A 19,948-nucleotide genomic window follows, 5' to 3' on the forward strand; every position below is an offset into this window, starting at 1 on the left:
CCATGGTGCGCCCTCGGCCGGGAATCCCCGCGCTCCGGTCTCCGGGGGAACGACCCCCCGCGCCCCCACGCAGACCCCGGGTGGCGGACGGGCCACGCTCGGAGCCTACCCGGCGGAACCCGGGCAACCCTCCCCCGCCCGTCGGGCGGGGGGCTGCACACCACCGTCAGCGCACCAGGCCCCAGCGGAAGCCGAGGGCGACGGCGTGGGCCCGGTCCGAGGCGCCGAGCTTCTTGAAGAGGCGACGGGCGTGGGTCTTGACGGTGTCCTCGGAGAGGAACAGCTCCCGGCCGATCTCGGCGTTGCTGCGACCGTGGCTCATCCCCTCCAGCACCTGGATCTCACGCGCCGTCAGTGTCGGCGCGGCCCCCATCTCGGCGCAGCGCAGCCGCCGGGGCGCGAGCCGCCAGGTCGGGTCGGCGAGGGCCTGGGTGACCGTGGCGCGCAGCTCCGCCCGTGAGGCGTCCTTGTGCAGGTAGCCCCGCGCGCCGGCGGCCACCGCGAGTGCCACACCGTCGAGGTCCTCGGCGACGGTGAGCATGATGATGCGGGCACCCGGGTCGGCGGACAGCAGCCGCCGCACGGTCTCGACACCGCCGAGGCCGGGCATCCGCACGTCCATGAGGACCAGGTCGGACCGGTCGGCCACCCAGCGGCGGAGCACCTCCTCACCGTTGGTGGCGGTGGTCACCCGGTCGACACCGGGCACGGTCGCGACCGCACGGCGGAGCGCCTCCCGGGCAAGCGGTGAATCGTCACAGACGAGAACGGAAGTCATGACCGTCCTCCGCAGCTGATCCGCGTCACGTTGAGCCTCCTGGCTGGTACGAGCTGGTACAAAGCGTCACCGGCACGGCCGTGGCGACAGACGTCTTCCCCGACGTCCGACCCGCTGACCGCCTCCGCACAACCAACGACCGTCACCCGAATGAGTTACGGGCCCGACGATCGCCTCCACCACTCTATGTGGTCGACCCGTTACGGATCATCCACCGCGCAGTGCACTCCGGCGCACAGGCGCCGCGCGCACAGCGCACGCACGTCGCACACGGCTCCGCAGCCGTCGACCGGACCCGGCGTGGCGGCCGCATTCGGCCTACCTCCAGCCCCAACGAGTACCCCCAGTCGCAGGACACGCGGCTACTCCCTTCGTCCGTTTTATGAGATTTTCAGAACATACGACACATATGCAACGCTGATGGCCTCTTGTCCGATTAGATCTATGTGAGTCATATTTTCAGCTACTAGGACCGGACCGCACAACAACTTGAGGGAATGAGCAGCAATGGCAGACTTCTCCCGCCTCCCCGGCCCCAACGCCGATCTCTGGGACTGGCAGCTCTCCGCCGCCTGCCGCGGTGTCGACAGCTCCCTCTTCTTCCACCCCGAGGGCGAGCGAGGGGCTGCACGCAGCTCCCGCGAGCAGTCCGCCAAGGAGGTCTGCTCCCGCTGCCCGGTGCGCACCGAGTGCGCCACCCACGCCCTGGCCGTACGCGAGCCGTACGGGGTCTGGGGCGGACTGACCGAGGACGACCGCGAGGAGCTGCTGGGCCGGACCCGGCACCGGCCGAGCGCCAACGCCGACCGGGACGCCGAGGCCGACGCCGATGAGGACGCGGACGTGGACCTGGACGCCGATGTCTTCGAGTCGGTCCGGCGCTGACCAGCGGAAACAAAGAAGAATCGTTTCTTCAACCGCCCGGGTCCCCGCCCCCGAACGCGTCAGCGGGACGGGACGGGCACCCGGGCCAGCCGGTCCAGCATCAGCTCCACCGCGGGCACCTGCGCCAGGTCCGGCAGCGTGAGCGCGACGACCTCGCGGAACACCCCCGAGGCCAGCGGCACCACGGCCACCCCGGCCGACCGCACCGACGCCAGCGCCAGCTCCGGCAGCACGGCGACGCCCAGCCCCGCGCCGACCAGGCCCAGCACCGCGGGGTAGTCGTCGGTGGCGAAGTCGATCCGGGGCGCGAACCCCTCCTCGGCGCACATGTCCACCAGGTGGCCCCGGCACTGCGGGCACCCCGCGATCCACTGCTCGTCGGCCAGCTCGGCCAGCTCCACCGGATCGTCGGCGCCGCGCCCGGCCAGCCGGTGCCCGGCGGCGACCACGCCGACCAGCCGGTCCTCCAGCAGCGGCCGGACCACCAGGTCGGACCAGTCACAGGCGGCGGCCGAGACGGAGGCCTCCACCACTGCCTCGGCCCGCGCCTGCCGCCGCGACCCGCCCGCATCGTCCAGCGGCAGATGCAGCTCCGTAACGCGTCCCGGGTAGCGGAAGGCCAGCGCCACCTCGCAGTCCCCGCCGCGCAGCATCGCCAGCGACTCGGGCGGCTCGGCCTCGGTCAGCGAGACCCGGATGCCCGGCTGCGCCTCGCGCACCCCGGCCACCGCGGCCGGCACCAGCGTCGAGCTCGCGGTGGGGAAGGACACCAGCCGCACCCGCCCGGCCCGCAGCCCGGCGATCGCCGCCAGCTCCTCCTCGGCCGCGGTGAGCCCCGCCAGGATCCCGGCGGCGTGCCGCACCAGCACCTCGCCGGCCTCGCTGAGCTGCACCCCGCGCCCGACCCGGACCACCAGCGGGGTCCCCACCGACTTCTCCAGCGCCTTCATCTGCTGGCTCACCGCGGGCTGGGTGTACCCCAGCTCCCGCGCGGCCGCGGAGAACGAACCGGTGCGCGCGACGGCGCGCAGCACACGAAGATGACGGGCCTCGATCATCCCCCCAGCATAAGCGCCCCTATGACACCGGACCGAAACCTGTGCACGCGCTTATGAAACGCCAAGGGGCGCGAGAAGCTGCGCGACGGGCCGCCCCGAAAGGTGCACCCGCCGCAGACAGCTCCCCGCGCCCCGATCGGCGCGCTACGACCTAGTGGCTGTGGCCGTGCCCACCGTGGCTGTGGCCCGCGTCGCCCTCGTCCTCGGCCGGCTTCTCGACGACCAGGGTCTCGGTCGTGAGCAGCAGCGAGGCGATCGACGCGGCGTTCTGCAGCGCGGAGCGCGTCACCTTGACCGGGTCGATGACGCCGGCCTTGATCAGGTCGCCGTACTCGCCGGTCGCGGCGTTGTAGCCCTGGCCCTCGTCCAGCTCCGCCACCTTGGTGGTGATGACGTAGCCCTCGAGGCCCGCGTTCTGGGCGATCCAGCGCAGCGGCTCGACCAGCGCGCGGCGGACCACCGCGACACCGACGGCCTCGTCGCCGGACAGGCCGAGCCCGCCGTCGAGCACCTTCTGGGAGTGCACGAGGGAGGCGCCGCCACCGGCGACGATGCCCTCCTCGACCGCCGCGCGGGTCGCCGAGATGGCGTCCTCGAGACGGTGCTTCTTCTCCTTGAGCTCGACCTCGGTGGCCGCGCCGACCTTGATCACGCAGACCCCGCCGGCCAGCTTGGCCAAGCGCTCCTGCAGCTTCTCGCGGTCCCAGTCCGAGTCGGTGTTCTCGATCTCGGCCTTGATCTGCGCGACCCGGCCGGCCACCTCGGAGGAGTCACCGGCGCCGTCGACGACGGTGGTGTTGTCCTTGGAGACGGTGACCCGGCGGGCGGAGCCCAGGGACTCCAGACCGGCCTGGTCGAGCTTGAGGCCGACCTCCTCGGCGATGACGGTGGCACCGGTGAGGGTGGCCAGGTCGCCGAGCATGGCCTTGCGGCGGTCGCCGAAGCCGGGGGCCTTCACCGCGACGGCGTTGAAGGTGCCGCGGATCTTGTTCACCACGAGGGTGGACAGCGCCTCGCCGTCGACGTCCTCGGCGATGATCAGCAGCGGCTTGCTGGCGCCGCCCTGGAGGATCTTCTCCAGCAGCGGGAGCAGGTCCTGGATCGAGGAGATCTTGCCCTGGTGGATCAGGATGTAGGGGTCCTCCAGGACGGCCTCCATCCGCTCCTGGTCGGTGACCATGTAGGGCGACAGGTAGCCCTTGTCGAACTGCATGCCCTCGGTGAACTCGAGCTCCAGGCCGAAGGTGTTCGACTCCTCGACGGTGATCACACCGTCCTTGCCGACCTTGTCCATGGCCTCGGCGATCAGGTCACCGACCTGCTGGTCCTGCGCGGAGAGCGCGGCGACAGCGGCGATGTCCTCCTTGCCGTCGATCTCACGGGCGACCGAGAGCAGGTGGTCCGACACGGCCTTGACGGCGGCGTCGATGCCCTTCTTCAGGCCCGAGGGGCCCGCGCCGGCGGCGACGTTGCGCAGACCCTCGTTGACCAGGGCCTGGGCCAGGACGGTCGCGGTGGTGGTGCCGTCACCCGCGATGTCGTTGGTCTTGGTCGCGACCTCCTTGACGAGCTGCGCGCCAAGGTTCTCGTACGGGTCGTCGAGCTCGACCTCACGGGCGATGGTGACACCGTCGTTGGTGATGGTCGGGGCGCCGAACTTCTTGTCGATGACGACGTTGCGGCCCTTGGGGCCGAGCGTCACCTTCACGGTGTCGGCCAGCTTGTTGACGCCACGCTCGAGCGAGCGGCGGGCGTCCTCGTCGAACTTCAGGATCTTCGCCATGCTTAGGGTTTCCCTCTCAAACAACCGAGCCCGGACACCCGGTCTCACACAGTGAAGACTGGGGGCCCGGGCGGGGTCACGACTCTGCGGTCAGCGTCAGCTGGTGCTGCAGTAGTGCGGTACTGCCTACTTCTCGACGATCGCGAGCACGTCGCGGGCCGAGAGGACCAGGTACTCCTGGCCGTTGTACTTGACCTCGGTGCCGCCGTACTTGCTGTACAGCACGATGTCGCCGACGGCGACGTCGAGCGGCAGACGCTGGCCGTCCTCGAAGCGACCCGGGCCCACGGCCAGGACGACGCCCTCCTGGGGCTTCTCCTTGGCAGTGTCCGGGATGACCAGGCCAGAGGCCGTGGTCTGCTCGGCCTCGAGCGGCTGGACCACGATGCGGTCCTCGAGCGGCTTGATGGCAACCTTGGAGCTGGTGGTCGTCACGTTCCGACCTCCCCCTTCGGAGATCACGGGGTGATACATGTCTTGGGTGCCAGAGGTGTGGTGCAAGCCCGTCGTCGCGGTGCCGGACCTGCCCTCTCGCGGTTAGCGCTCTCCGGGGGAGAGTGCCAACGACGACACTAGGCCGCGGTTAGCACTCAGTCAACCAGAGTGCCAACGACGCGCTTATTCGATGACCGGGACGCGGTGGATGATGGTGCGGTGGAGATCGAATCGTTCCGTGCCCTGCTGACCGACGAGGGCCAGGCCCTGCTGGCCGAGCTGGCGGACCACTCGCCGGGGCAGGAGCTGGCGGTTGCGACCCGGCTGCGGCGCGACCACGACGCCGAGCTGGTGTCGGCGGCGATCGGCCAGGCCCGGCTGCGGCAGCGGGCGGCGGCGAAGTTCGGCGCCGCCGACGCGGCCCGGATGTACTTCACCCCGGACGGGGTCGAGCAGGCCACCCGCACCAGCGTCGCCGCATGGCGCGCGGAGCGTTTCAAGGCGCTGGGGGTGCGCCGCCTCGCCGACCTCTGCTCGGGCGTCGGCGGCGACGCGATCGCCCTGGCCCGGGCCGGCATCGAGGTGCTCGCCGTCGACCGCTCCCCGCTGACCTGCGCGGTCGCCGAGGCCAACGCCGCCGCACTGGGCCTGGACGGCCTGATCGAGCAGCACTGCGGCGATGTGGCGGACGTGCCGCTGAACGGTTTTGACGCCGTGTTCGTCGATCCCGCGCGACGTGGAGGAACAAGAGGTGCGGCGCGAAGCGCCTCGGGCAGGGGTGGTGGTCGGGCGACGGGCGGGCGGATCTTCGATCCCGAGGCTTACTCACCGCCCCTGAGCTGGGCCGTCGGCGCCGCCCGGCAGACCCGGTTCGCCGCCCTCAAGGTGGCCCCCGGCATCCCGCACGAGGCGGTCCCCGAGGGCGCCGAGGCCGAGTGGGTGTCCGACGGCGGGGACGTCAAGGAGGCCGTGCTCTGGTTCGGCACCGGGCCCGCCCAGGGACAACCCCATCGGGCGACCCTGCTTCCCGCCGGCGTCACCCTCACGGGTGGTCGGCTCCCGGATCCGGAGGCCGTACCGGTCCGCCGCTACCTCTACGAGCCGGACGGCGCGGTGATCCGGGCCCACCTGGTCGCCGAGGTCGCCGAGCAGCTGGACGCGGCCCTGATCGACCCCACCATCGCCTATCTGACGGCGGATGAGCTGCGCCCCACGCCCTTCGCCACCGGCTACGAGATCACCGATGTGCTCCCCTTCGGCCTGAAGAAGCTCAAGGCCCTGCTGCGCGAACGCCGGGTCGGCACGGTGGTGGTGAAGAAGCGCGGCTCCGCGATCGAGCCCGAGGAGCTGCGCCGCAAGCTCAAGCCGGAGGGGCCGAACTCCTGCACGGTCTTCCTGACCCGGGTCGCCGGCGCCCCGACCATGCTGCTGGGTCAGCCGGCGACTCCCCCGGCGGGCTAGGGCTTCCGGATGTAGTCGTCCAGCCGGGCCACGGTGAACCCCTGCTCCTGGATCCGCTTCAGCAGGTTGACGAACATCGCGGTCATGGTCTCGCCCTTGAGCTCCGAGGGGCCGCGGAAGTGGGCCAGGATGATGTCGCCGTCCTGCAGCTTCCGGTCGCCGGTCTGGTACTGCAGGCCGGTTATCTGCATCGTCTCCTTCCAGTAGACGATGGCGCGCGGACCGCAGGCCTGGACCGAGGAGTTCAGGGTGGACGAGTAGGCGCCGTCGCCGTAGGGCGGGCGGAACAGGAAGGGCGCGACGCCGTACTCGGTGGTGATGACCTTCTGGTCGCCGCAGACCTCCTCCCGCTGCCGGGCCGCCGAGACGGTGCTCATCGCCGGGTGGTGCAGGGTGTGGTTCTGGATGCTGTTGCCCAGCGCCTGCAGCGGCTTGAAGTAGCCGTAGTCGTCCTTGATGGTGTCGTTCATCAGGAACATCGTGAACGGGACCCTGAGGTCGCGCATCATCGCGACGAAGCGCGGGTCCTTCTCGGCGCCGTCGTCCAGGGTGATGAAGACCACCTTCTGGTCGGTCGGCACCGAGCGGAAGACCGGGACCTTGCCGGTCCTCGTCAGCTTGATCGGCTTGTCGGCGGGCGGCGCGGGCGAGGGCCGCATCGGCTTGAGGCCCCACTTGGACCAGAGCGCCGGATCGGTGGACATCGCCGTGGGATCCACGGAGCCGGTCGGGGTCGCGGCGGACGAGGGGGCGACCACGGGCACCGCTCCGGCCGTGGGACTGCCCGTCGGGGTCGCTCCGCCGCCCGCGCCGCACGCCGTCGCCAACGCCGTCAGGGCCAGTGCCCCCGCTGCCGTGCCCAGGGCCCTGCCGTGCCGTTCCACCGTCTGTCCACTCCCCGCCCGACGTGCCCGTTCGTACGCATGCGCATACGCACGAACAGGACGTTAGCGACTCCCAGACAGTTCCCAGTAACCAAACAGGTAAGGATTGCTCCGACCTTTTCCGACCTACTCCGACCTCTACTCCGACATCCGGTGCAGCTCGTCGTGGGAGACCGGGGCGGCCGGGACGTGGGTCTCGGTCACCGGCAGCGAGGAGTCCGCGGACAGGTCGAAGGCGGAGGGCCGACGGTTGCGCCACACCATCTCCGAGCCCAGGGCGGCGACCATCGCGCCGTTGTCGGTGCAGAGCTTCATCCGGGGCACCCGCAGCTCGATGCCGGCGCGCTCGCAGCGCTCCTGCGCCATGGCCCGCAGCCGGGAGTTGGCGGCCACCCCGCCGCCGATCATCAGATGCTCCACGCCCTGGTCCAGGCAGGCCCGGACCGCCTTGCGGGTCAGCACATCGGTGACCGCCTCCTGGAAGGACGCCGCGACGTCCCGCACCGGCACCTCCTCGCCCGCCCGCCGCCGGGCCTCGATCCAGCGGGCGACGGCGGTCTTCAGCCCGGAGAAGGAGAAGTCGTAGGCGGGGTCGCGCGGACCGCTCAGCCCGCGCGGGAACCTGATCGCCGCCGGGTCGCCCTCGGCGGCGTAGCGGTCGATCACCGGACCGCCGGGGAAGCCCAGGCCCAGCACCCGGGCGACCTTGTCGAAGGCCTCGCCCGCCGCGTCGTCGATGGTCGAGCCCAGCGGGCGGACGTCGCTGGTGATGTCGGAGGTCAGCAGCAGCGACGAGTGCCCGCCGGAGACCAGCAGCGCCATCGTCGGTTCGGGCAGCCGTCCGTGCTCCAGCTGGTCCACGCAGATGTGCGAGGCCAGGTGGTTCACCCCGTACAGCGGCTTGTCCAGGGCGTAGGCGTAGGCCTTGGCGGCCGAGACGCCGACCAGCAGCGCACCGGCCAGGCCGGGGCCGGCGGTGACGGCGATGCCGTCCAGGTCGCTGGCCTTGATCCCGGCCTGGTCCAGGGCGCGCTGGACGGTGGGGACCATCGCCTCCAGGTGCGCCCGGCTGGCGATCTCCGGGACCACGCCGCCGAAGCGGCCGTGCTCCTCGACGCTGGTGGCGACCGCGTCGGCGAGCAGGGTGGTGCCCCGGACGATGCCGACGCCGGTCTCGTCGCAGGAGGTCTCGATGCCGAGGACCAGCGGTTCGTCAGCCATCCTGGCTCAGTGCTCCTACGTTGTCGTGGTTCTTCGTGGCGGCGTGCTTCGTTCCGGGTTCGTCCAGCCGCATCACCAGGGCGTCGACCCCGGAGGGCTGGTAGTACTTGGGCCGGATCCCGATCGGCCGGAACCCGAAGCGCTCGTAGAGCCGCTGGGCGCGCGGGTTGTCGACCCTGACCTCCAGCAGCAGCTCCTCGCAGCCGACCGCTGCGGCCTGGTCGATCAGCCGGGCCAGCAGCCGTCCGCCCAGGCCGCTGCCCCAGTACGGCGTGGCCGAGGCGATGGTCTGCACGTCCCCGCTGCCGGCCACCGCCATCAGCCCGGCGTAGCCGACGACCGCCCCCGCGGCGTCCTCGGCGACGGTGTACCAGCGGGTGGCGCGGGGGTGCCGGGTGTCGGCGAGTTCGGACCAGAACATCCCGGCCGACCAGGCGTCCTCCGGGAACAGCTCGCGCTCCAGCTCCAGCACCGGGGCGATGTCCCACCAGCGCATCTCCCGCAGGGCCGGGACGGCGTCCGGGCCGGGGTGGGTGCCGGGGCTCATGCCGGGAGCACCGTCTTGTAGTTCTTGGGCACCTCGGCGTCCGGACGGCGCAGGTACAGCGGCGTCGGCGCGAGCAGCGGGCGTCCGGCGGCGAGCTCGGCGGCCGCGTAGGACGCCAGCGCCGCCGCGGACTGGTGCTCGGGCATGCCCGCCGGCACGTCGCGGAACACCTCCGGGTACAGCAGCGCGCCGGCGCCCACGGCCGGCACCTGCCCGAGCCGTTCGGCGACCTCGGCCGGACGGTCCACGTGCGGACCGTCCACGCGGGCCCCTGCGGCGTCGTAGGAGGCCCAGTACACCTCTTTGCGCCGGGCGTCCGTGGCGGCGGTGAAGGGGCCCTGCAGGCCCGCCAGGCGGGCGGCGTGGGCGATGCCGTCCAGCGTGCAGACGCCGTGCACCGGGATGCCGAGGGCGTGGCCCAGCGCGGCGGCCGTCGCCAGCCCCACCCGCAGCCCGGTGTACGGGCCCGGACCGACGCCCACCACCAGCGCGCCGAGCTGCTCCTTGCCGACCCCGGCGGTGCGCAGCACCCGGTCGACGGCGGGAAGCAGCAGCTCACCGTGGCGCCGGGCGTCGATCTGGTCCTCGGCGGCGAGGACCACCCCGCCGTCCGTGTCCAGGAGCGCGGCGGTGACGGCGGGGGTCGCGGTGTCGAACGCAAGCAGAAGCACGGCACCAGGTTAGACGTTCCGGGGATGCGGGATGAGAAGCTGGGACTCCGCTGAGGGCAACCACCGCTGGAGGACAGAGTGGCAAGGATCGGTACGGGCGCTGTCGTCACCACCCTGACGGCGTCTGCGCTCGCGCTTGTCACCGTGCTGGCGCTGCAGGCCAAGAGCTCGGCCAACGTGACCCCGGCCGCCTCCGGCAAGCCCGGGGCCTCGGCCTCCGCCTCGGCGGGCGCATCGGCGAAGGCGAGCGCCCCCAAGCCGGTCGCCGTCCCGGCGCGTTCGGGGACCGGCAAGCGGGTGGTGTACGCGCTGGGCGCCAAGCGGGTCTGGCTGGTGACCGCGGCGGGCACCGCCACCCGTACCTTCACGGTCCAGCCCAGCACGCTGAGCCCCAGCGCCGGGACCTACAACGTGTACTCCCACAGTGCCGACACCAGGACCGGTTCGGACGGTGTGGAGATCAAGAACGTGGTGATCTTCGCCCAGCGCGGCTCGACCGTCTTCGGCTTCAGCTCGGCGACGGACGGCACCACCCCGGCTCCGGACCCGGCCAAGAAGACCGGCGGCATCAGGGAGACCCTGGGCGACGGCCAGGCCCTGTTCGACTTCACCGTGGCCGGCAGCAAGGTCGTCGTCATCGCCTGACCGCGCAGGTCAGGCGGCTTCGCGCGACTCCAGGACGATCAGCCCGGGCTCCTCGCCCGCCGTCTCCTGCTCCGCTTCCGGCTCCGTCGGCGGCGTGCTCACGGCTGCGGCCGCGCCCGTCGCGGCCAGCAGGGCGGCCACACCGACGGGCTGCTCGTCCCCGCCGGGGCGGGGGGTCGTACCGGACATGTCGCCTCCCGTGACCGGCTTCCAAGTGCTGGCATGCACCATCTTCCCGACAGCGCGTCGGAATAACAACCAGGGGCCGGGATCTTGTCGGGGCTCAGACGCCGGCAGGCCGCAGCACACCCCAGTCGGTGCCTGCCCAGCGGTCGCCCAGACCGGTGAGGGTGACCCGGCGCTCGTCGTCGCCCTCGCCCTCGTCCGGGGCCTCGTCGCCCAGGGCCCGTTCGATCCGTACCTCCAGCCGGGTCTCGGACAGCTCCTCGACCCTGCCCTCGCCCCACTCCACGACCACCACCGAGTCCGTCAGCGAGACGTCCAGGTCCAGGTCCTCCATCTGGTCCAGGCCGCCGCCGAGCCGGTAGGCGTCGACGTGGACCAGGGCCGGGCCGCCGGTCAGCGAGGGGTGCACCCGGGCGATGACGAAGGTCGGCGAGGTGACCGCGCCGCGCACGCCCAGGCCGGCGCCGAGGCCCCGGGCGAGGGTGGTCTTGCCCGCGCCCAGCTCGCCGGAGAGCAGCACCAGGTCGCCCGGGCGCAGCAGCGGGGCCAGCCCGCGGCCGAGGTCCTGCATGGCCGCGGCGTCGGGCACGGTCACGGTGGTACGGCTGCTGGCCATGGTGCGGTGGGTCCTTTCGACGGGGTGCTCGGCGGTCGGGTCAGGTCAGGTCGGGTCGCATCAGGTCAGGGACTCGTCCACGGCCACGGCCGGGACGGTGCCGAGCGCGAGGTCCCGTACCGGCTGCGGCAGCGGTGCGCCCGAGCCCCGGGCGGCCTGCTCCAGCAGCAGCGCCAGCTGGGTGTTCACCAGGTCGGGCAGCTCCAGCATGAGCAGGTGGCCGGCGTCCGGGACGATGATCAGCTCGGCGTCCGGGAGCTCGGCGGCGATGGCCTCGCTGTGCCGGGGCGGGGTGAGCAGGTCCTTGGCCCCGCCCATGACCAGGGTGGGGATGTCGCGGAAGGCGGCCAGCGCGGTGGTCTTCTCGTGCAGGTCGAAGGCCGGGAAGAACTCCGCGACGACGTCGATCGGGGTGGCCTCCAGCAGCCTTTGGGCGAAGCGCTCCACGGCCGGGTCGACGTCCTCCCGGCCGAAGGAGAACTTGCGGTAGACCACCGAGGTCAGGTCGCTGCCCAGGCGGCGGCTGCGCTCCACCAGATCGCGCTGCCGCCCGAGCGCCTTCAGCACCCCGGGGGCGACCCGGTGCAGCATCTTCGCCCCGTAGGCGGGCAGGCCGAGGGTGACGCCGGACCAGCCGCCGGCGGTGGTGCCGAGCAGGGCGACGGCGGCCACCCGCTCGCGGAACAGTTCGGGGTGCTGGTCGGCGAGCGCCATCACGGTCATGCCGCCCATCGAGTGGCCCACCAGGACCAGCGGCCCGGTCGGGGCGACGGCGTCGATCACCGCCTTGAGGTCGCCGCCGAGCTGGTCGATGCTGGCGGGCTCGCCGGCCAGGTGGCTGCGGCTGCGCTCGGAGCGGCCGTGGCTGCGCTGGTCCCAGAACACCAGCCGCAGGCCCTCGCGGAAGGCGGCCCGCTGGAAGTGCCAGCAGTCCTGGTTGAGGCAGTAGCCGTGGCAGAAGACCACGGTCAGCGGTGGTGTGGGCACCATGCCGAGCATGCTGCCGACGCCGGAGAGCACCCCGCCCAGCGGTCCGGCGGAGGAGGTGCCGCCGCCGGGGCGGAACCGGCCCAGCCAGCCCTTGCGCGGTGCGGAGGCCTCGGCCGCAACGGCGGCGGGCGGGGTCTGCGGCCCCTCCTGCCAGCCGGTGCCGTCCAGTTCCACGTACAGCTCGGTGCCGTCGGGGGCGGCGACGGTGCGCGGTCGGCCGCGCAGCGAGCCGAAGGTCGCGGCGGCCTCGACCTCGGCGCCCGCCCGGCGGCGCATGTCCCGTCCGATGGTGAGGCGCTCGACGGCGACACCGGCGGCGGCGCCCGCGGCGACCACGCCCAGGGAGAGCCCGACCAGCCCGGCCCGGCGCCAGCGGCCCGCGGCGACGTCGCTCGCCACCGAACCGGCCGCCGCCCTGACCTGCTGGACCGCCTCGACCGCGGCTCCGGCGGCCGCCCCGGCGAGGCCGCCCTCCTCGCTGCTCATCCGCCACCGCCCTCCAGGCGCTCGACCGGGGTTCCGCCCAAGGCCCCGCCCAGGGCCCCGACATAGCGCCGGGGGACTCTTACCCCGATCCGGGTGACGATCTCGTAGGAGATCGTCCCGCAGGCCCTGGCCCAGTCCTCGGCGGTGGGCTCGCCCCGGTCGCCGGGACCGAACAGCACCGCCAGGTCGCCGACCTCGGCCTGGTCGCCGCCCAGATCCAGCACGAACTGGTCCATCGCGACCCGTCCGGCGACGGTGCGCCACTTGCCGCCGAGCCAGACCGGTCCGGTGCTGCTGGCGTGCCGGGGGATGCCGTCCGCGTAGCCGACCGGGACCAGCGCCAGCGTGGTCCTGCCGGCGGTGGTGTAGGTGTGGCCGTAGCTGACGCCGTGTCCGGCCGGGACCGACTTGACCTGGGCCAGCCTGGCCTGAAGGGTCATCACCGGCCGCAGCCCGAAGTCGGCGGGGCCGCCCAGCTCGGGGACCGGGGACAGGCCGTACTGGGCCAGCCCGGCCCGGACCAGGTCGAAGTGCGCCTCCGGCATCAGCAGCGTGGCCGGGGAGTTGGCCAGATGGCGGACCTCGGGACGCAGCCCGGCCGCCTCGGCGACCGCCAGCGCCTCGCGGAAGGCCGCGAGTTGGGCCTCGTTGGCGGGGTGGCCCGGCTCGTCCGCGCAGGCGAAGTGGGACCAGACCCCGGCGACGGTGAGCAGCCCCTCGGCCTCGGCCGCGCGGGCGGCGGCGACCAGGGCGGGCCAGTCGTGCGGCTGGGCGCCGTTGCGGCCCAGCCCGGTGTCGGCCTTGAGGTGGATCCTGGCCGGACGGCCGGTGGCCCGTACCGCGGCCAGGACCTCGCGCAGCGCCCACTCGCCGCTGACCGAGATGTCGATCTCGGCGGTCACGGCCTGCTCCCAGGGCCCCGAGGGGGTCCACAGCCAGCAGAGCACCCTGGCCCGGTCGGCGGTGATCCCGGCCGCCCGCAGCGCCAGCGCCTCCTCGGGCGTCGCCGTACCCAGCCAGGTCACCCCGGCGTCCAGCGCCGCCAGGGCGCAGGGCACCAGTCCGTGGCCGTAGGCGTCGGCCTTGACCACGGACATGACCGCGGCCGACCCGGTACGGGCGCGCAGGGCGTCGAGGTTCCCCCGCAGCGCCGCCAGGTCGACCAGGGCTTCGGCGCGCACCGCCGGCTGGGAGTCCGGGGGGTTGCTCCCCGGGAGGTTGGAGTCCATTGCCGGACATTGTCCCAGACCGCGGGCGGCTCCCGGGAGTCCGGTCGACGGCGGGCCCGGATCCGGCCGGACCGGGTCGGCGGCGCTCGGACGCCGGTCGGACTCCGCTCGGACGCCGGTCAGGTACCGGGCTTGCGGCCGAACACCTCGACCGGGTCGTGCAGCCGGAGCACGCCCCACAGCGCACGGGCGTCCCGGTTGCTCAGGTTGACGCAGCCGTGCGAGCCCGGCGGGGTGGACATGGCCTCCTGGACGGCGTGGAACGCCTCGCCGCCGGAGAAGAACTGGCTGTACGGCATGGCGACGCCGCCGTAGAGCGAGGACCGGTGGTGGGCGTCGCGCCAGTAGACGTGCCACAGCCCGGTGCGGGTCACATGGCCCCGGCGACCGGTCCGGACCGGGACCGGGCCGAAGACCACCCGGGAGCCGACCTGCACCCACATCCGCTGGTGGGTCAGGTCCACGCAGGCGATCCGGCCCTGCGTGGTGGGACACCGGCCGGAGGCGTTCGGCCCGGCGGCGGCCTGGGCCCGGGCGCCACCGCCCGCGACGATCCCGCCGGTGACGATCCCGGCCGCGGCCATCCCCGCCACCGCGAGCAGCACCACCGCCCGCCGCAGGCCGGCGAGCCGTCCCCCCGCACGCCGGACCCTCCTGGTCGGCTGCACCCCGCCCTCCTGCACCCTGCCCTCCAGCACCTGCCCTCACCGTTCCCTTTCCCGCTGTCCGTCGAAGCCGGCACACCGTCACGCTCGGCCGGCGGGACGCCTGTTCCGCTTCGGACAGTGCTTCGGACAGTACGGATCAGGCCGCCCCGGTCACCCCGCGCCACGCCGCAGGGAGCGCCGCCGCCACCTCCGCGGCGGTGACCGGGCCCTCGCCGACCGTCCGCGCCGCCAGGCCGTGCAGATAGGCCGCCACCGAACCCGCGTCGACCGGCGCCAGCCCGGCCGCGAGCAGCGACCCGGCCAGCCCGGAGAGCACGTCGCCGCTGCCCGCGGTGGCCAGCCAGGGCGTTCCGGTCGGGTTGACCCGGACCGGCGCCGCCGGATCGGGTCCGGCGACCACCGTGGTGGAGCCCTTGAGCAGCACCGTGCAGCCGTAGAGCTCGGCGATCCGGCGCGCGTAGCCGATCCGGGCCCCCTCGACCTGCTCCCGGGTGGCCTCGACCCCGGCCCCGGCCAGCAGCGCCACCGCCTCCCCGGCGTGCGGGGTCAGCAGCAGCTCGGCACGCGGCGCCGCGCCCCGGCGGGCCAGCAGCCGCAGCCCGTCCGCGTCCACCAGCACCGGCACGCCCGCGGCCAGCGCCTCCTCCAGGGTGCGTTCGGCCTCCGGGCCGTCCGACAGCCCCGGGCCGACCACCCAGGCCTGCACCCGTCCGGCGGCCTTCGGGCCGCCCTGGGTCACCAGCACCTCCGGATGCGCCCGGACCACCTCGGCCGCCGCCGGACCGGCGTAGCGCACCGCTCCGGCGCCGCCGTGCAGCGCGGACGAGACCGCGAGCACGGCCGCCCCCGGGTAGCGGTCGGAGCCGGCCGCGATGCCGACCACACCGCGCCGGTACTTGTCGCTCTCGGCCGTGGGCCGCGGCAGCAGCCCGGCGACGTCCGCGTGCTGCAGCGCCTCCACCGCGGCAGGGCCCGGCTCGATCCCGATCTCCACCAGCCGCACCACGCCCGCGTACTGCGCCCCCGGATCGACCAGCAGCCCCGGCTTGTGCGTCCCGAAGGTCACCGTCACCGTCGCGCGCACCGCCGCGCCGGCCACCTCGCCGGTGTCCGCGTCCACCCCGCTGGGCAGGTCCACCGCCACCACCGGCACCCCCGCCCGCTCCGCCGCCCGTACGTACGGCAGCGCCGAATCGCGCAGGCCGCCCCGGCCGCCGATGCCCACGATCCCGTCGACCACCAGGTCGGCCCGCCCGAGCTGGGCCAGCCCCGCGGCCTGATCCTGCGTCAGCACGCCCCCGGCGCCGAGCAGGGCCGCCGACCCGGCGGCATGGGTCCGCTCCCCCGCCAGCAGCACCGCGGTCACCCGGACCCCGCGCGCCGCCAGCCGCGCGCCGGCGAACAGGGCGTCACCACCGTTGTCCCCGCTGCCGACCAGCAGCACCACCCGGCTGCCGTAGACCCGGCGGCTGCCGCGGCCCCTTCGGCCGGCTCCCCGCTCCGCTCCCCCGGCCAGCAATTGCAGGCAGGTGGCCGCCAGGCCGGCCGCCGCCCGCTGCATCAGCGCGCCCTCGGGCAGCCGCCGCATCAGCGACTCCTCCGCCGCCCGCACCCGCTCCACCGTGTGCGCATACCGCATGGCCCACTCCTCAGCCGCCGACGACCCGGATCACGGCTCAACCCTCCGCGATCACCACCGCCGACGCTACGCCCGCGTCATGGCTCAGTGAGAGATGCCACGACCGCACGCCCAACTGCTCCGCCCGAGCCGCCACCGTGCCGCGTACCGCCAGCAGCGGTCGGCCGGACGGCTCGGTGCTCACCTCCGCGTCGGTCCAGGCCATTCCGCCCGGCGCGCCGAGCGCCTTGGCCAGCGCCTCCTTGGCCGCGAACCGGGCCGCCAGCGAGGCCGCGCCGCGCCGCTCCCCGCTCGGCAGCACCAGCTCGGCCTCGGTGAACAGCCGCTGGGCCAGGTTCGGCGTGCGCAGCAGCGACGCCTCGAAGCGTGCGATCTCCGCCACATCGATGCCGACCCCGATGATCATTCGCAACTCCCTCGTCCCCCGCCCGGCGGCAAGGTCACCCCATCGTGCACCAGGGGCGCCCGATTGCCTGGACAATGGGCGGGTGCGGATACAGCTGCTCGGACCCTTCCAGGTCACCGACCCTGCCGGTGACCCGGTCGAGCTCGCCGGCGCCCGGATGCGGGTCCTGCTGACCGCGCTGGCGCTGGAGGCGGGACGTTCCGTCTCCGCAGCAGCGCTGACCGAGGCGCTCTGGCCCGACGGCGCGGTACCGGCCAACCCGGCCAACGCCCTGCAGGCCCTGGTCTCCCGGCTGCGCTCGGCCGTCGGCCGCGATCTGGTGGCCGCCGCGCCGCAGGGCTACCGGCTGGCGCTGGACCCCGGACAGGTCGACGCACTCCGCTTCGAGCAGTTGCTCGGTGGTCAGCCGTCCGAGGAACAACTGGCCGCCGCACTGGACCTCTGGCGCGGCCCCGCGCTGGCCGACGTCCCCGGGTTCGAGCCCACCGCGGCCCGGTTGGAGGCGCTGCGCGCCAATGCCCGCGAGGACCTCTTCGAGGCCCGGATCGGCGCGGGCCGCGGCGCGGAGGCCGTCGCCGAGCTGGACGCCCTCAGCGCCGCCGCCCCGATCCGGGACCGGCCCCGGGCCCTGCTGATGCGCGCGCTGCACCAGGCCGGCCGCAGCTCCGACGCGCTCACCGTCTACGAGCAGGGCCGCGCCCTGCTCGCCGAGGAGCTGGGGGCCGACCCTTCCCCGCTGCTCAGGGCGGCCCACCAGGCGGTGCTGACCGCCGAGGACCCGACCACGCCAGCGGCCCCGACCCCGCCCACCGCCCCGGGCCCGCAGCCCGGCCGCGCCGCGACGGCGACGCCCCCGGAGCCGGCACCGGCGGCCCCCCGCCTCCCGGCCCAGCTCACCAGCTTCCTCGGCCGCGACAGCGACCTCGCCGCGGTCGCCGACGCCCTGCTGCGGACCCGGCTGGTCACCCTCACCGGCCCCGGCGGGGCCGGCAAGACCAGGCTCTCCCTGGAAGTCGCCGCCCGGAACCGCACCCCGGTCCGGCTGGTGGAACTGGCCCCGGTGGCCAACCCCGGCGACCTCCCGTCCACCCTGCTCGCCGCGCTCCAGCTCCGCGAGTCCACCGGCGCCCAGCGGGCCGGCAGCCGGACCCATCCGCCGGGCGAGACGGTGGACCGGATCGTCGACTCGCTGGGGGTGCGCGAACTGCTGATCGTGCTGGACAACTGCGAGCACCTGGTCGAGGCCGCCGCCGACCTCTCGGCCCGGCTGCTGGCCGGCTGCCCGGGGCTGCGCATCCTGGCCACCAGCCGGGAGCCGCTGGGCATCACCGGCGAGCAGCAGTACCCGGTGCTGCCGCTGGGCTTCCCCGCCGACCCGCAGCAGGACCCGCGGCTGACGGTGGACCAGGCCCTGGCCTTCCCCGCCGTGCGGCTGTTCCAGGAGCGCGCCGCCGCCGTCCGCCCCGGCTTCCGGCTGACCGCCGCCGACCTGCCGCCGGTGCTCGCCGTCTGCCGCGCCCTGGACGGCCAGCCGCTGGCCCTGGAGCTCGCCGCCGCCCGGATCCGCAGCCTGTCCCCGGCGCAGATCTCCGAGCGGCTGGCCCAGCGCTTCCAGCTGCTCACCGGGGGGAGCCGGACCGCGCTGCCGCGGCACCGCACCCTGCGCGCGGTCGTGGACTGGAGCTGGGACCTGCTGGAGAAGCCCGAGCGCTCGCTGCTGGCCCGGATGTCCGTCTTCTCCGGCGGCGCCGACCTGGAGACGGTCGAACAGGTCTGCAGCTCGCCCGAGTTGACGTCTGGTCAGGTGATGGACGCACTGTCCTCACTGGTCGACAGGTCGCTGGTGGTGCACACCTCCTCGGGCCGCTACCGGCTGCTGGAGACCATCAGGGTCTACGCGGCCGAGCGGCTGGCCGAGGAGGACGGCGCGGTCGCCGCGACCCGTGCCGCGCACGCGGCGTACTTCGCCGAACTCGCCGAGACCGGCGAGCCGCACCTCTACGGCCCGCAGCAGATCCCCTGGCTGGCCCGCTTCCTGGCCGAGCACGAGAACCTGATCTCGGCACTGCGCTGGTCGGTGGAGCAGGGCGACGCCGTCACCGCGGTGCGGCTGGTCGCCGGGATCGGCTGGTACCTGTGGCGGCGCGGCGAACGCGGCGAGAACCTTCCGCTGGTGCACGCCGCGCTGGAACTGCCCGCCGACGGCGTCCCGCTGCTGTCGCGCACCGTCGCCCACGGCATCACCGCGCTCTACAGCCTGGACACCAACTGGGACCCGGAACCGGCGCTCACCATGATGCGCACGGCCATGGTGCTGCGGGCCGAGCTGGGCGACCCCTTCGCCCATCCGCTGCTGCCCCTGATGGACATCATGGACGCGATGTTCAGCCAGGAGGACTGGAACATCGTCGGCCTCGCCGAGCCGCTGTTCGAGGCGCCGGACCCCTGGGTCCGGGCCACGGCCCACCTCTTCATGGGCTACGCCCGGCAGAACGAGGGCAACCCCGAACTCGCCGACGAGCACCTGCGGGAGGCCACCGAGCGCTTCGAGGCCGTCGGCGACCTGTGGGGGCAGTCCTTCGCCAACGCCGGCCGCGCCGAGATCGCCCAGTGGCGCGGCGAGGGCGCCGAGGCGGTACGGCTGTGGGAGCTGGCCATCAGTCTGGAGGAGCGGATGGGCGTCAGCGCCGACTCCGCCGACTACCGGACCCGGCTGCTCACCGCCCGGCGGGTGGGCGAGCCGCTGGACGCGGAGTCGCTGGCCGCCATGGAGACCGAGGCCGAGATCGCCACCCGGGACAGCTCCTGGTCGGTCGTGATGATGGCGCAGCTGGCCCTCGCCGAGGGCTATCGCAGGCTCGGCCGGACCGACGAGGCCCGGACGACGATGGCCAAGGTCGAGGCGGTGATCGGCAGCCGGCACCAGGCCCTGCCGCAGATGACCACGATGCTGCACACGGCGCAGGCCCAGATCGAGATCGCCGACGGGCGGTTCGACCGCGCCGGGGAACTGCTGCGCACCGCCGCCGAGGCGGCCGTGCACTTCTACGACGGCCCGGTGCTGGCCCTGGCCCTGCACGGCTGGGCCGACCTGGCGCTGCAGAGCGGCGACGCCGTCCGCGCGGCGGAGTTGCTGGGCGCGGCGCACACCCGCCGGGGCATGCCGGACCTCTCCTCGGCGGACGTCGTCCGGATCAGCCGGCAGGCCTCGGCGGAGCTGGGCGAGCAGGCCTACGCGCAGGCCTACGCACGCGGACGGGCCACCCCGGACCAGGAGCTGTTCTCCTCGTTCGGGGTGGCCGTCGAAGGCTCACTGGCCGGCGGGCACCGCGAGCCCCGGCGCCGGGCCGGGCAGTAGCG

19 protein-coding genes are annotated in these 19,948 nt (G+C 73.9%); 4 read left to right on the top strand and 15 right to left on the bottom strand.

Annotated elements, in window-relative coordinates; translation table 11 throughout:
- Positions 1–166 precede the first annotated feature (166 nt).
- Complete coding sequence (locus IF29_RS0107750; protein WP_030251459.1) at positions 167–778, bottom strand: response regulator transcription factor; 612 nt, start codon at positions 776–778, stop codon at positions 167–169.
- Between the two features lie 507 nt (positions 779–1,285).
- On the opposite strand from IF29_RS0107750, the gene IF29_RS0107755 reads away from it, so the two are divergent.
- Positions 1,286–1,663 (top strand): WhiB family transcriptional regulator, encoded by a 378-nt coding sequence (locus IF29_RS0107755; RefSeq protein ID WP_051725031.1) that lies wholly within the window; start codon positions 1,286–1,288, stop codon positions 1,661–1,663.
- Positions 1,664–1,722: 59 nt separating this feature from the next.
- Here the strand turns inward: IF29_RS0107755 and IF29_RS0107760 are convergent, their stop codons facing one another.
- The 3 genes from IF29_RS0107760 to groES all read right to left on the bottom strand — a co-directional run bounded on the left by IF29_RS0107760 (position 1,723) and on the right by groES (position 4,939).
- Positions 1,723–2,721 (bottom strand): LysR family transcriptional regulator, encoded by a 999-nt coding sequence (locus IF29_RS0107760; protein ID WP_030251464.1) that lies wholly within the window; start codon positions 2,719–2,721, stop codon positions 1,723–1,725.
- 151 nt (positions 2,722–2,872) lie between these two features.
- Positions 2,873–4,504 (bottom strand): chaperonin GroEL, encoded by a 1,632-nt coding sequence (gene groL / locus IF29_RS0107765; protein WP_030251466.1) that lies wholly within the window; start codon positions 4,502–4,504, stop codon positions 2,873–2,875.
- 126 nt (positions 4,505–4,630) lie between these two features.
- The gene (groES, locus tag IF29_RS0107770) at positions 4,631–4,939 is read right to left on the bottom strand and encodes a co-chaperone GroES (RefSeq protein ID WP_030251468.1); all 309 of its coding nucleotides are present in this window, start codon (positions 4,937–4,939) and stop codon (positions 4,631–4,633) included.
- A gap of 219 nt (positions 4,940–5,158) precedes the next feature.
- Here groES and IF29_RS0107775 point away from each other — a divergent pair, with 219 nt between their 5' ends.
- Positions 5,159–6,400 carry a class I SAM-dependent methyltransferase gene (locus IF29_RS0107775; RefSeq protein ID WP_030251471.1) on the top strand — a complete coding sequence of 414 codons (1,242 nt, stop codon included), beginning with the start codon at positions 5,159–5,161 and terminating at the stop codon, positions 6,398–6,400.
- Here the strand turns inward: IF29_RS0107775 and IF29_RS0107780 are convergent.
- The 4 genes from IF29_RS0107780 to tsaB all read right to left on the bottom strand — a co-directional run bounded on the left by IF29_RS0107780 (position 6,397) and on the right by tsaB (position 9,723).
- On the bottom strand, positions 6,397–7,284 hold the full coding sequence (locus IF29_RS0107780; RefSeq protein WP_030251474.1) for a polysaccharide deacetylase family protein: 888 nt from the start codon (positions 7,282–7,284) through the stop codon (positions 6,397–6,399). The two genes, IF29_RS0107775 and IF29_RS0107780, sit on opposite strands and share 4 nt — an antisense overlap.
- Positions 7,285–7,422: 138 nt before the next feature.
- Positions 7,423–8,505: a tRNA (adenosine(37)-N6)-threonylcarbamoyltransferase complex transferase subunit TsaD gene (tsaD, locus tag IF29_RS0107785; protein WP_030251477.1), complete on the bottom strand. Its 1,083-nt coding sequence runs from the start codon at positions 8,503–8,505 to the stop codon at positions 7,423–7,425.
- Complete coding sequence (rimI, locus tag IF29_RS0107790) at positions 8,498–9,052, bottom strand: ribosomal protein S18-alanine N-acetyltransferase (protein WP_030251479.1); 555 nt, start codon at positions 9,050–9,052, stop codon at positions 8,498–8,500. The genes tsaD and rimI overlap by 8 nt, the downstream gene beginning before the upstream one ends.
- Positions 9,049–9,723 (bottom strand): tRNA (adenosine(37)-N6)-threonylcarbamoyltransferase complex dimerization subunit type 1 TsaB, encoded by a 675-nt coding sequence (gene tsaB / locus IF29_RS0107795; protein ID WP_030251481.1) that lies wholly within the window; start codon positions 9,721–9,723, stop codon positions 9,049–9,051. Before tsaB ends, rimI begins: the two co-directional genes overlap by 4 nt.
- A 78-nt stretch (positions 9,724–9,801) precedes the next feature.
- Here tsaB and IF29_RS0107800 point away from each other — a divergent pair, with 78 nt between their 5' ends.
- Positions 9,802–10,368, top strand: a complete 567-nt coding sequence (locus tag IF29_RS0107800) for a hypothetical protein (RefSeq protein WP_051725033.1) — start codon at positions 9,802–9,804, stop codon at positions 10,366–10,368.
- 9 nt (positions 10,369–10,377) lie between these two features.
- Here the strand turns inward: IF29_RS0107800 and IF29_RS0107805 are convergent, their stop codons facing one another.
- The 7 genes from IF29_RS0107805 to IF29_RS0107835 all read right to left on the bottom strand — a co-directional run bounded on the left by IF29_RS0107805 (position 10,378) and on the right by IF29_RS0107835 (position 16,588).
- Positions 10,378–10,557, bottom strand: coding sequence for a hypothetical protein (locus IF29_RS0107805; RefSeq protein ID WP_030251486.1), 180 nt, complete (start codon positions 10,555–10,557; stop codon positions 10,378–10,380).
- Positions 10,558–10,651: 94 nt separating this feature from the next.
- A complete protein-coding gene (gene tsaE / locus IF29_RS0107810; protein WP_030251488.1) occupies positions 10,652–11,170 on the bottom strand; it encodes a tRNA (adenosine(37)-N6)-threonylcarbamoyltransferase complex ATPase subunit type 1 TsaE in 519 nt (172 codons plus the stop codon).
- 60 nt (positions 11,171–11,230) lie between these two features.
- Complete coding sequence (locus IF29_RS0107815; protein WP_084713718.1) at positions 11,231–12,646, bottom strand: alpha/beta fold hydrolase; 1,416 nt, start codon at positions 12,644–12,646, stop codon at positions 11,231–11,233.
- A complete protein-coding gene (gene alr, locus IF29_RS0107820) occupies positions 12,643–13,875 on the bottom strand; it encodes an alanine racemase (protein WP_051725034.1) in 1,233 nt (410 codons plus the stop codon). Before alr ends, IF29_RS0107815 begins: the two co-directional genes overlap by 4 nt.
- Before the next feature lie 119 nt (positions 13,876–13,994).
- The gene (locus IF29_RS0107825) at positions 13,995–14,573 is read right to left on the bottom strand and encodes a L,D-transpeptidase (RefSeq protein WP_051725035.1); all 579 of its coding nucleotides are present in this window, start codon (positions 14,571–14,573) and stop codon (positions 13,995–13,997) included.
- A 106-nt stretch (positions 14,574–14,679) separates the two neighbouring features.
- Positions 14,680–16,182, bottom strand: a complete 1,503-nt coding sequence (locus IF29_RS0107830; protein WP_030251499.1) for a bifunctional ADP-dependent NAD(P)H-hydrate dehydratase/NAD(P)H-hydrate epimerase — start codon at positions 16,180–16,182, stop codon at positions 14,680–14,682.
- Positions 16,183–16,219: 37 nt separating this feature from the next.
- Complete coding sequence (locus IF29_RS0107835) at positions 16,220–16,588, bottom strand: holo-ACP synthase (RefSeq protein ID WP_030251502.1); 369 nt, start codon at positions 16,586–16,588, stop codon at positions 16,220–16,222.
- An 82-nt stretch (positions 16,589–16,670) separates the two neighbouring features.
- Between IF29_RS0107835 and IF29_RS0107840 the strand changes: the two genes are divergently transcribed.
- Positions 16,671–19,946 (top strand): ATP-binding protein, encoded by a 3,276-nt coding sequence (locus IF29_RS0107840; RefSeq protein ID WP_051725036.1) that lies wholly within the window; start codon positions 16,671–16,673, stop codon positions 19,944–19,946.
- Positions 19,947–19,948: the final 2 nt, after the last annotated feature.

The sequence above is a fragment of the Streptacidiphilus jeojiense genome (assembly GCF_000719095.1).
GTDB lineage: Bacteria > Actinomycetota > Actinomycetes > Streptomycetales > Streptomycetaceae > Streptacidiphilus > Streptacidiphilus jeojiensis.

Excerpts from the sequence above, each read along its gene's own strand:
- IF29_RS0107750 (WP_030251459.1), bottom strand. The coding sequence starts at position 778 with ATGACTTCCGTTCTCGTCTGTGACGATTCACCGCTTGCCCGGGAGGCG.
- IF29_RS0107755 (WP_051725031.1), top strand. The coding sequence starts at position 1,286 with ATGGCAGACTTCTCCCGCCTCCCCGGCCCCAACGCCGATCTCTGGGAC.
- IF29_RS0107760 (WP_030251464.1), bottom strand. The coding sequence starts at position 2,721 with ATGATCGAGGCCCGTCATCTTCGTGTGCTGCGCGCCGTCGCGCGCACC.
- groL (WP_030251466.1), bottom strand. The coding sequence starts at position 4,504 with ATGGCGAAGATCCTGAAGTTCGACGAGGACGCCCGCCGCTCGCTCGAG.
- tsaD (WP_030251477.1), bottom strand. The coding sequence starts at position 8,505 with ATGGCTGACGAACCGCTGGTCCTCGGCATCGAGACCTCCTGCGACGAG.
- rimI (WP_030251479.1), bottom strand. The coding sequence starts at position 9,052 with ATGAGCCCCGGCACCCACCCCGGCCCGGACGCCGTCCCGGCCCTGCGG.
- IF29_RS0107805 (WP_030251486.1), bottom strand. The coding sequence starts at position 10,557 with ATGTCCGGTACGACCCCCCGCCCCGGCGGGGACGAGCAGCCCGTCGGT.
- tsaE (WP_030251488.1), bottom strand. The coding sequence starts at position 11,170 with ATGGCCAGCAGCCGTACCACCGTGACCGTGCCCGACGCCGCGGCCATG.
- IF29_RS0107815 (WP_084713718.1), bottom strand. The coding sequence starts at position 12,646 with ATGAGCAGCGAGGAGGGCGGCCTCGCCGGGGCGGCCGCCGGAGCCGCG.
- alr (WP_051725034.1), bottom strand. The coding sequence starts at position 13,875 with ATGGACTCCAACCTCCCGGGGAGCAACCCCCCGGACTCCCAGCCGGCG.
- IF29_RS0107830 (WP_030251499.1), bottom strand. The coding sequence starts at position 16,182 with ATGCGGTATGCGCACACGGTGGAGCGGGTGCGGGCGGCGGAGGAGTCG.
- IF29_RS0107835 (WP_030251502.1), bottom strand. The coding sequence starts at position 16,588 with ATGATCATCGGGGTCGGCATCGATGTGGCGGAGATCGCACGCTTCGAG.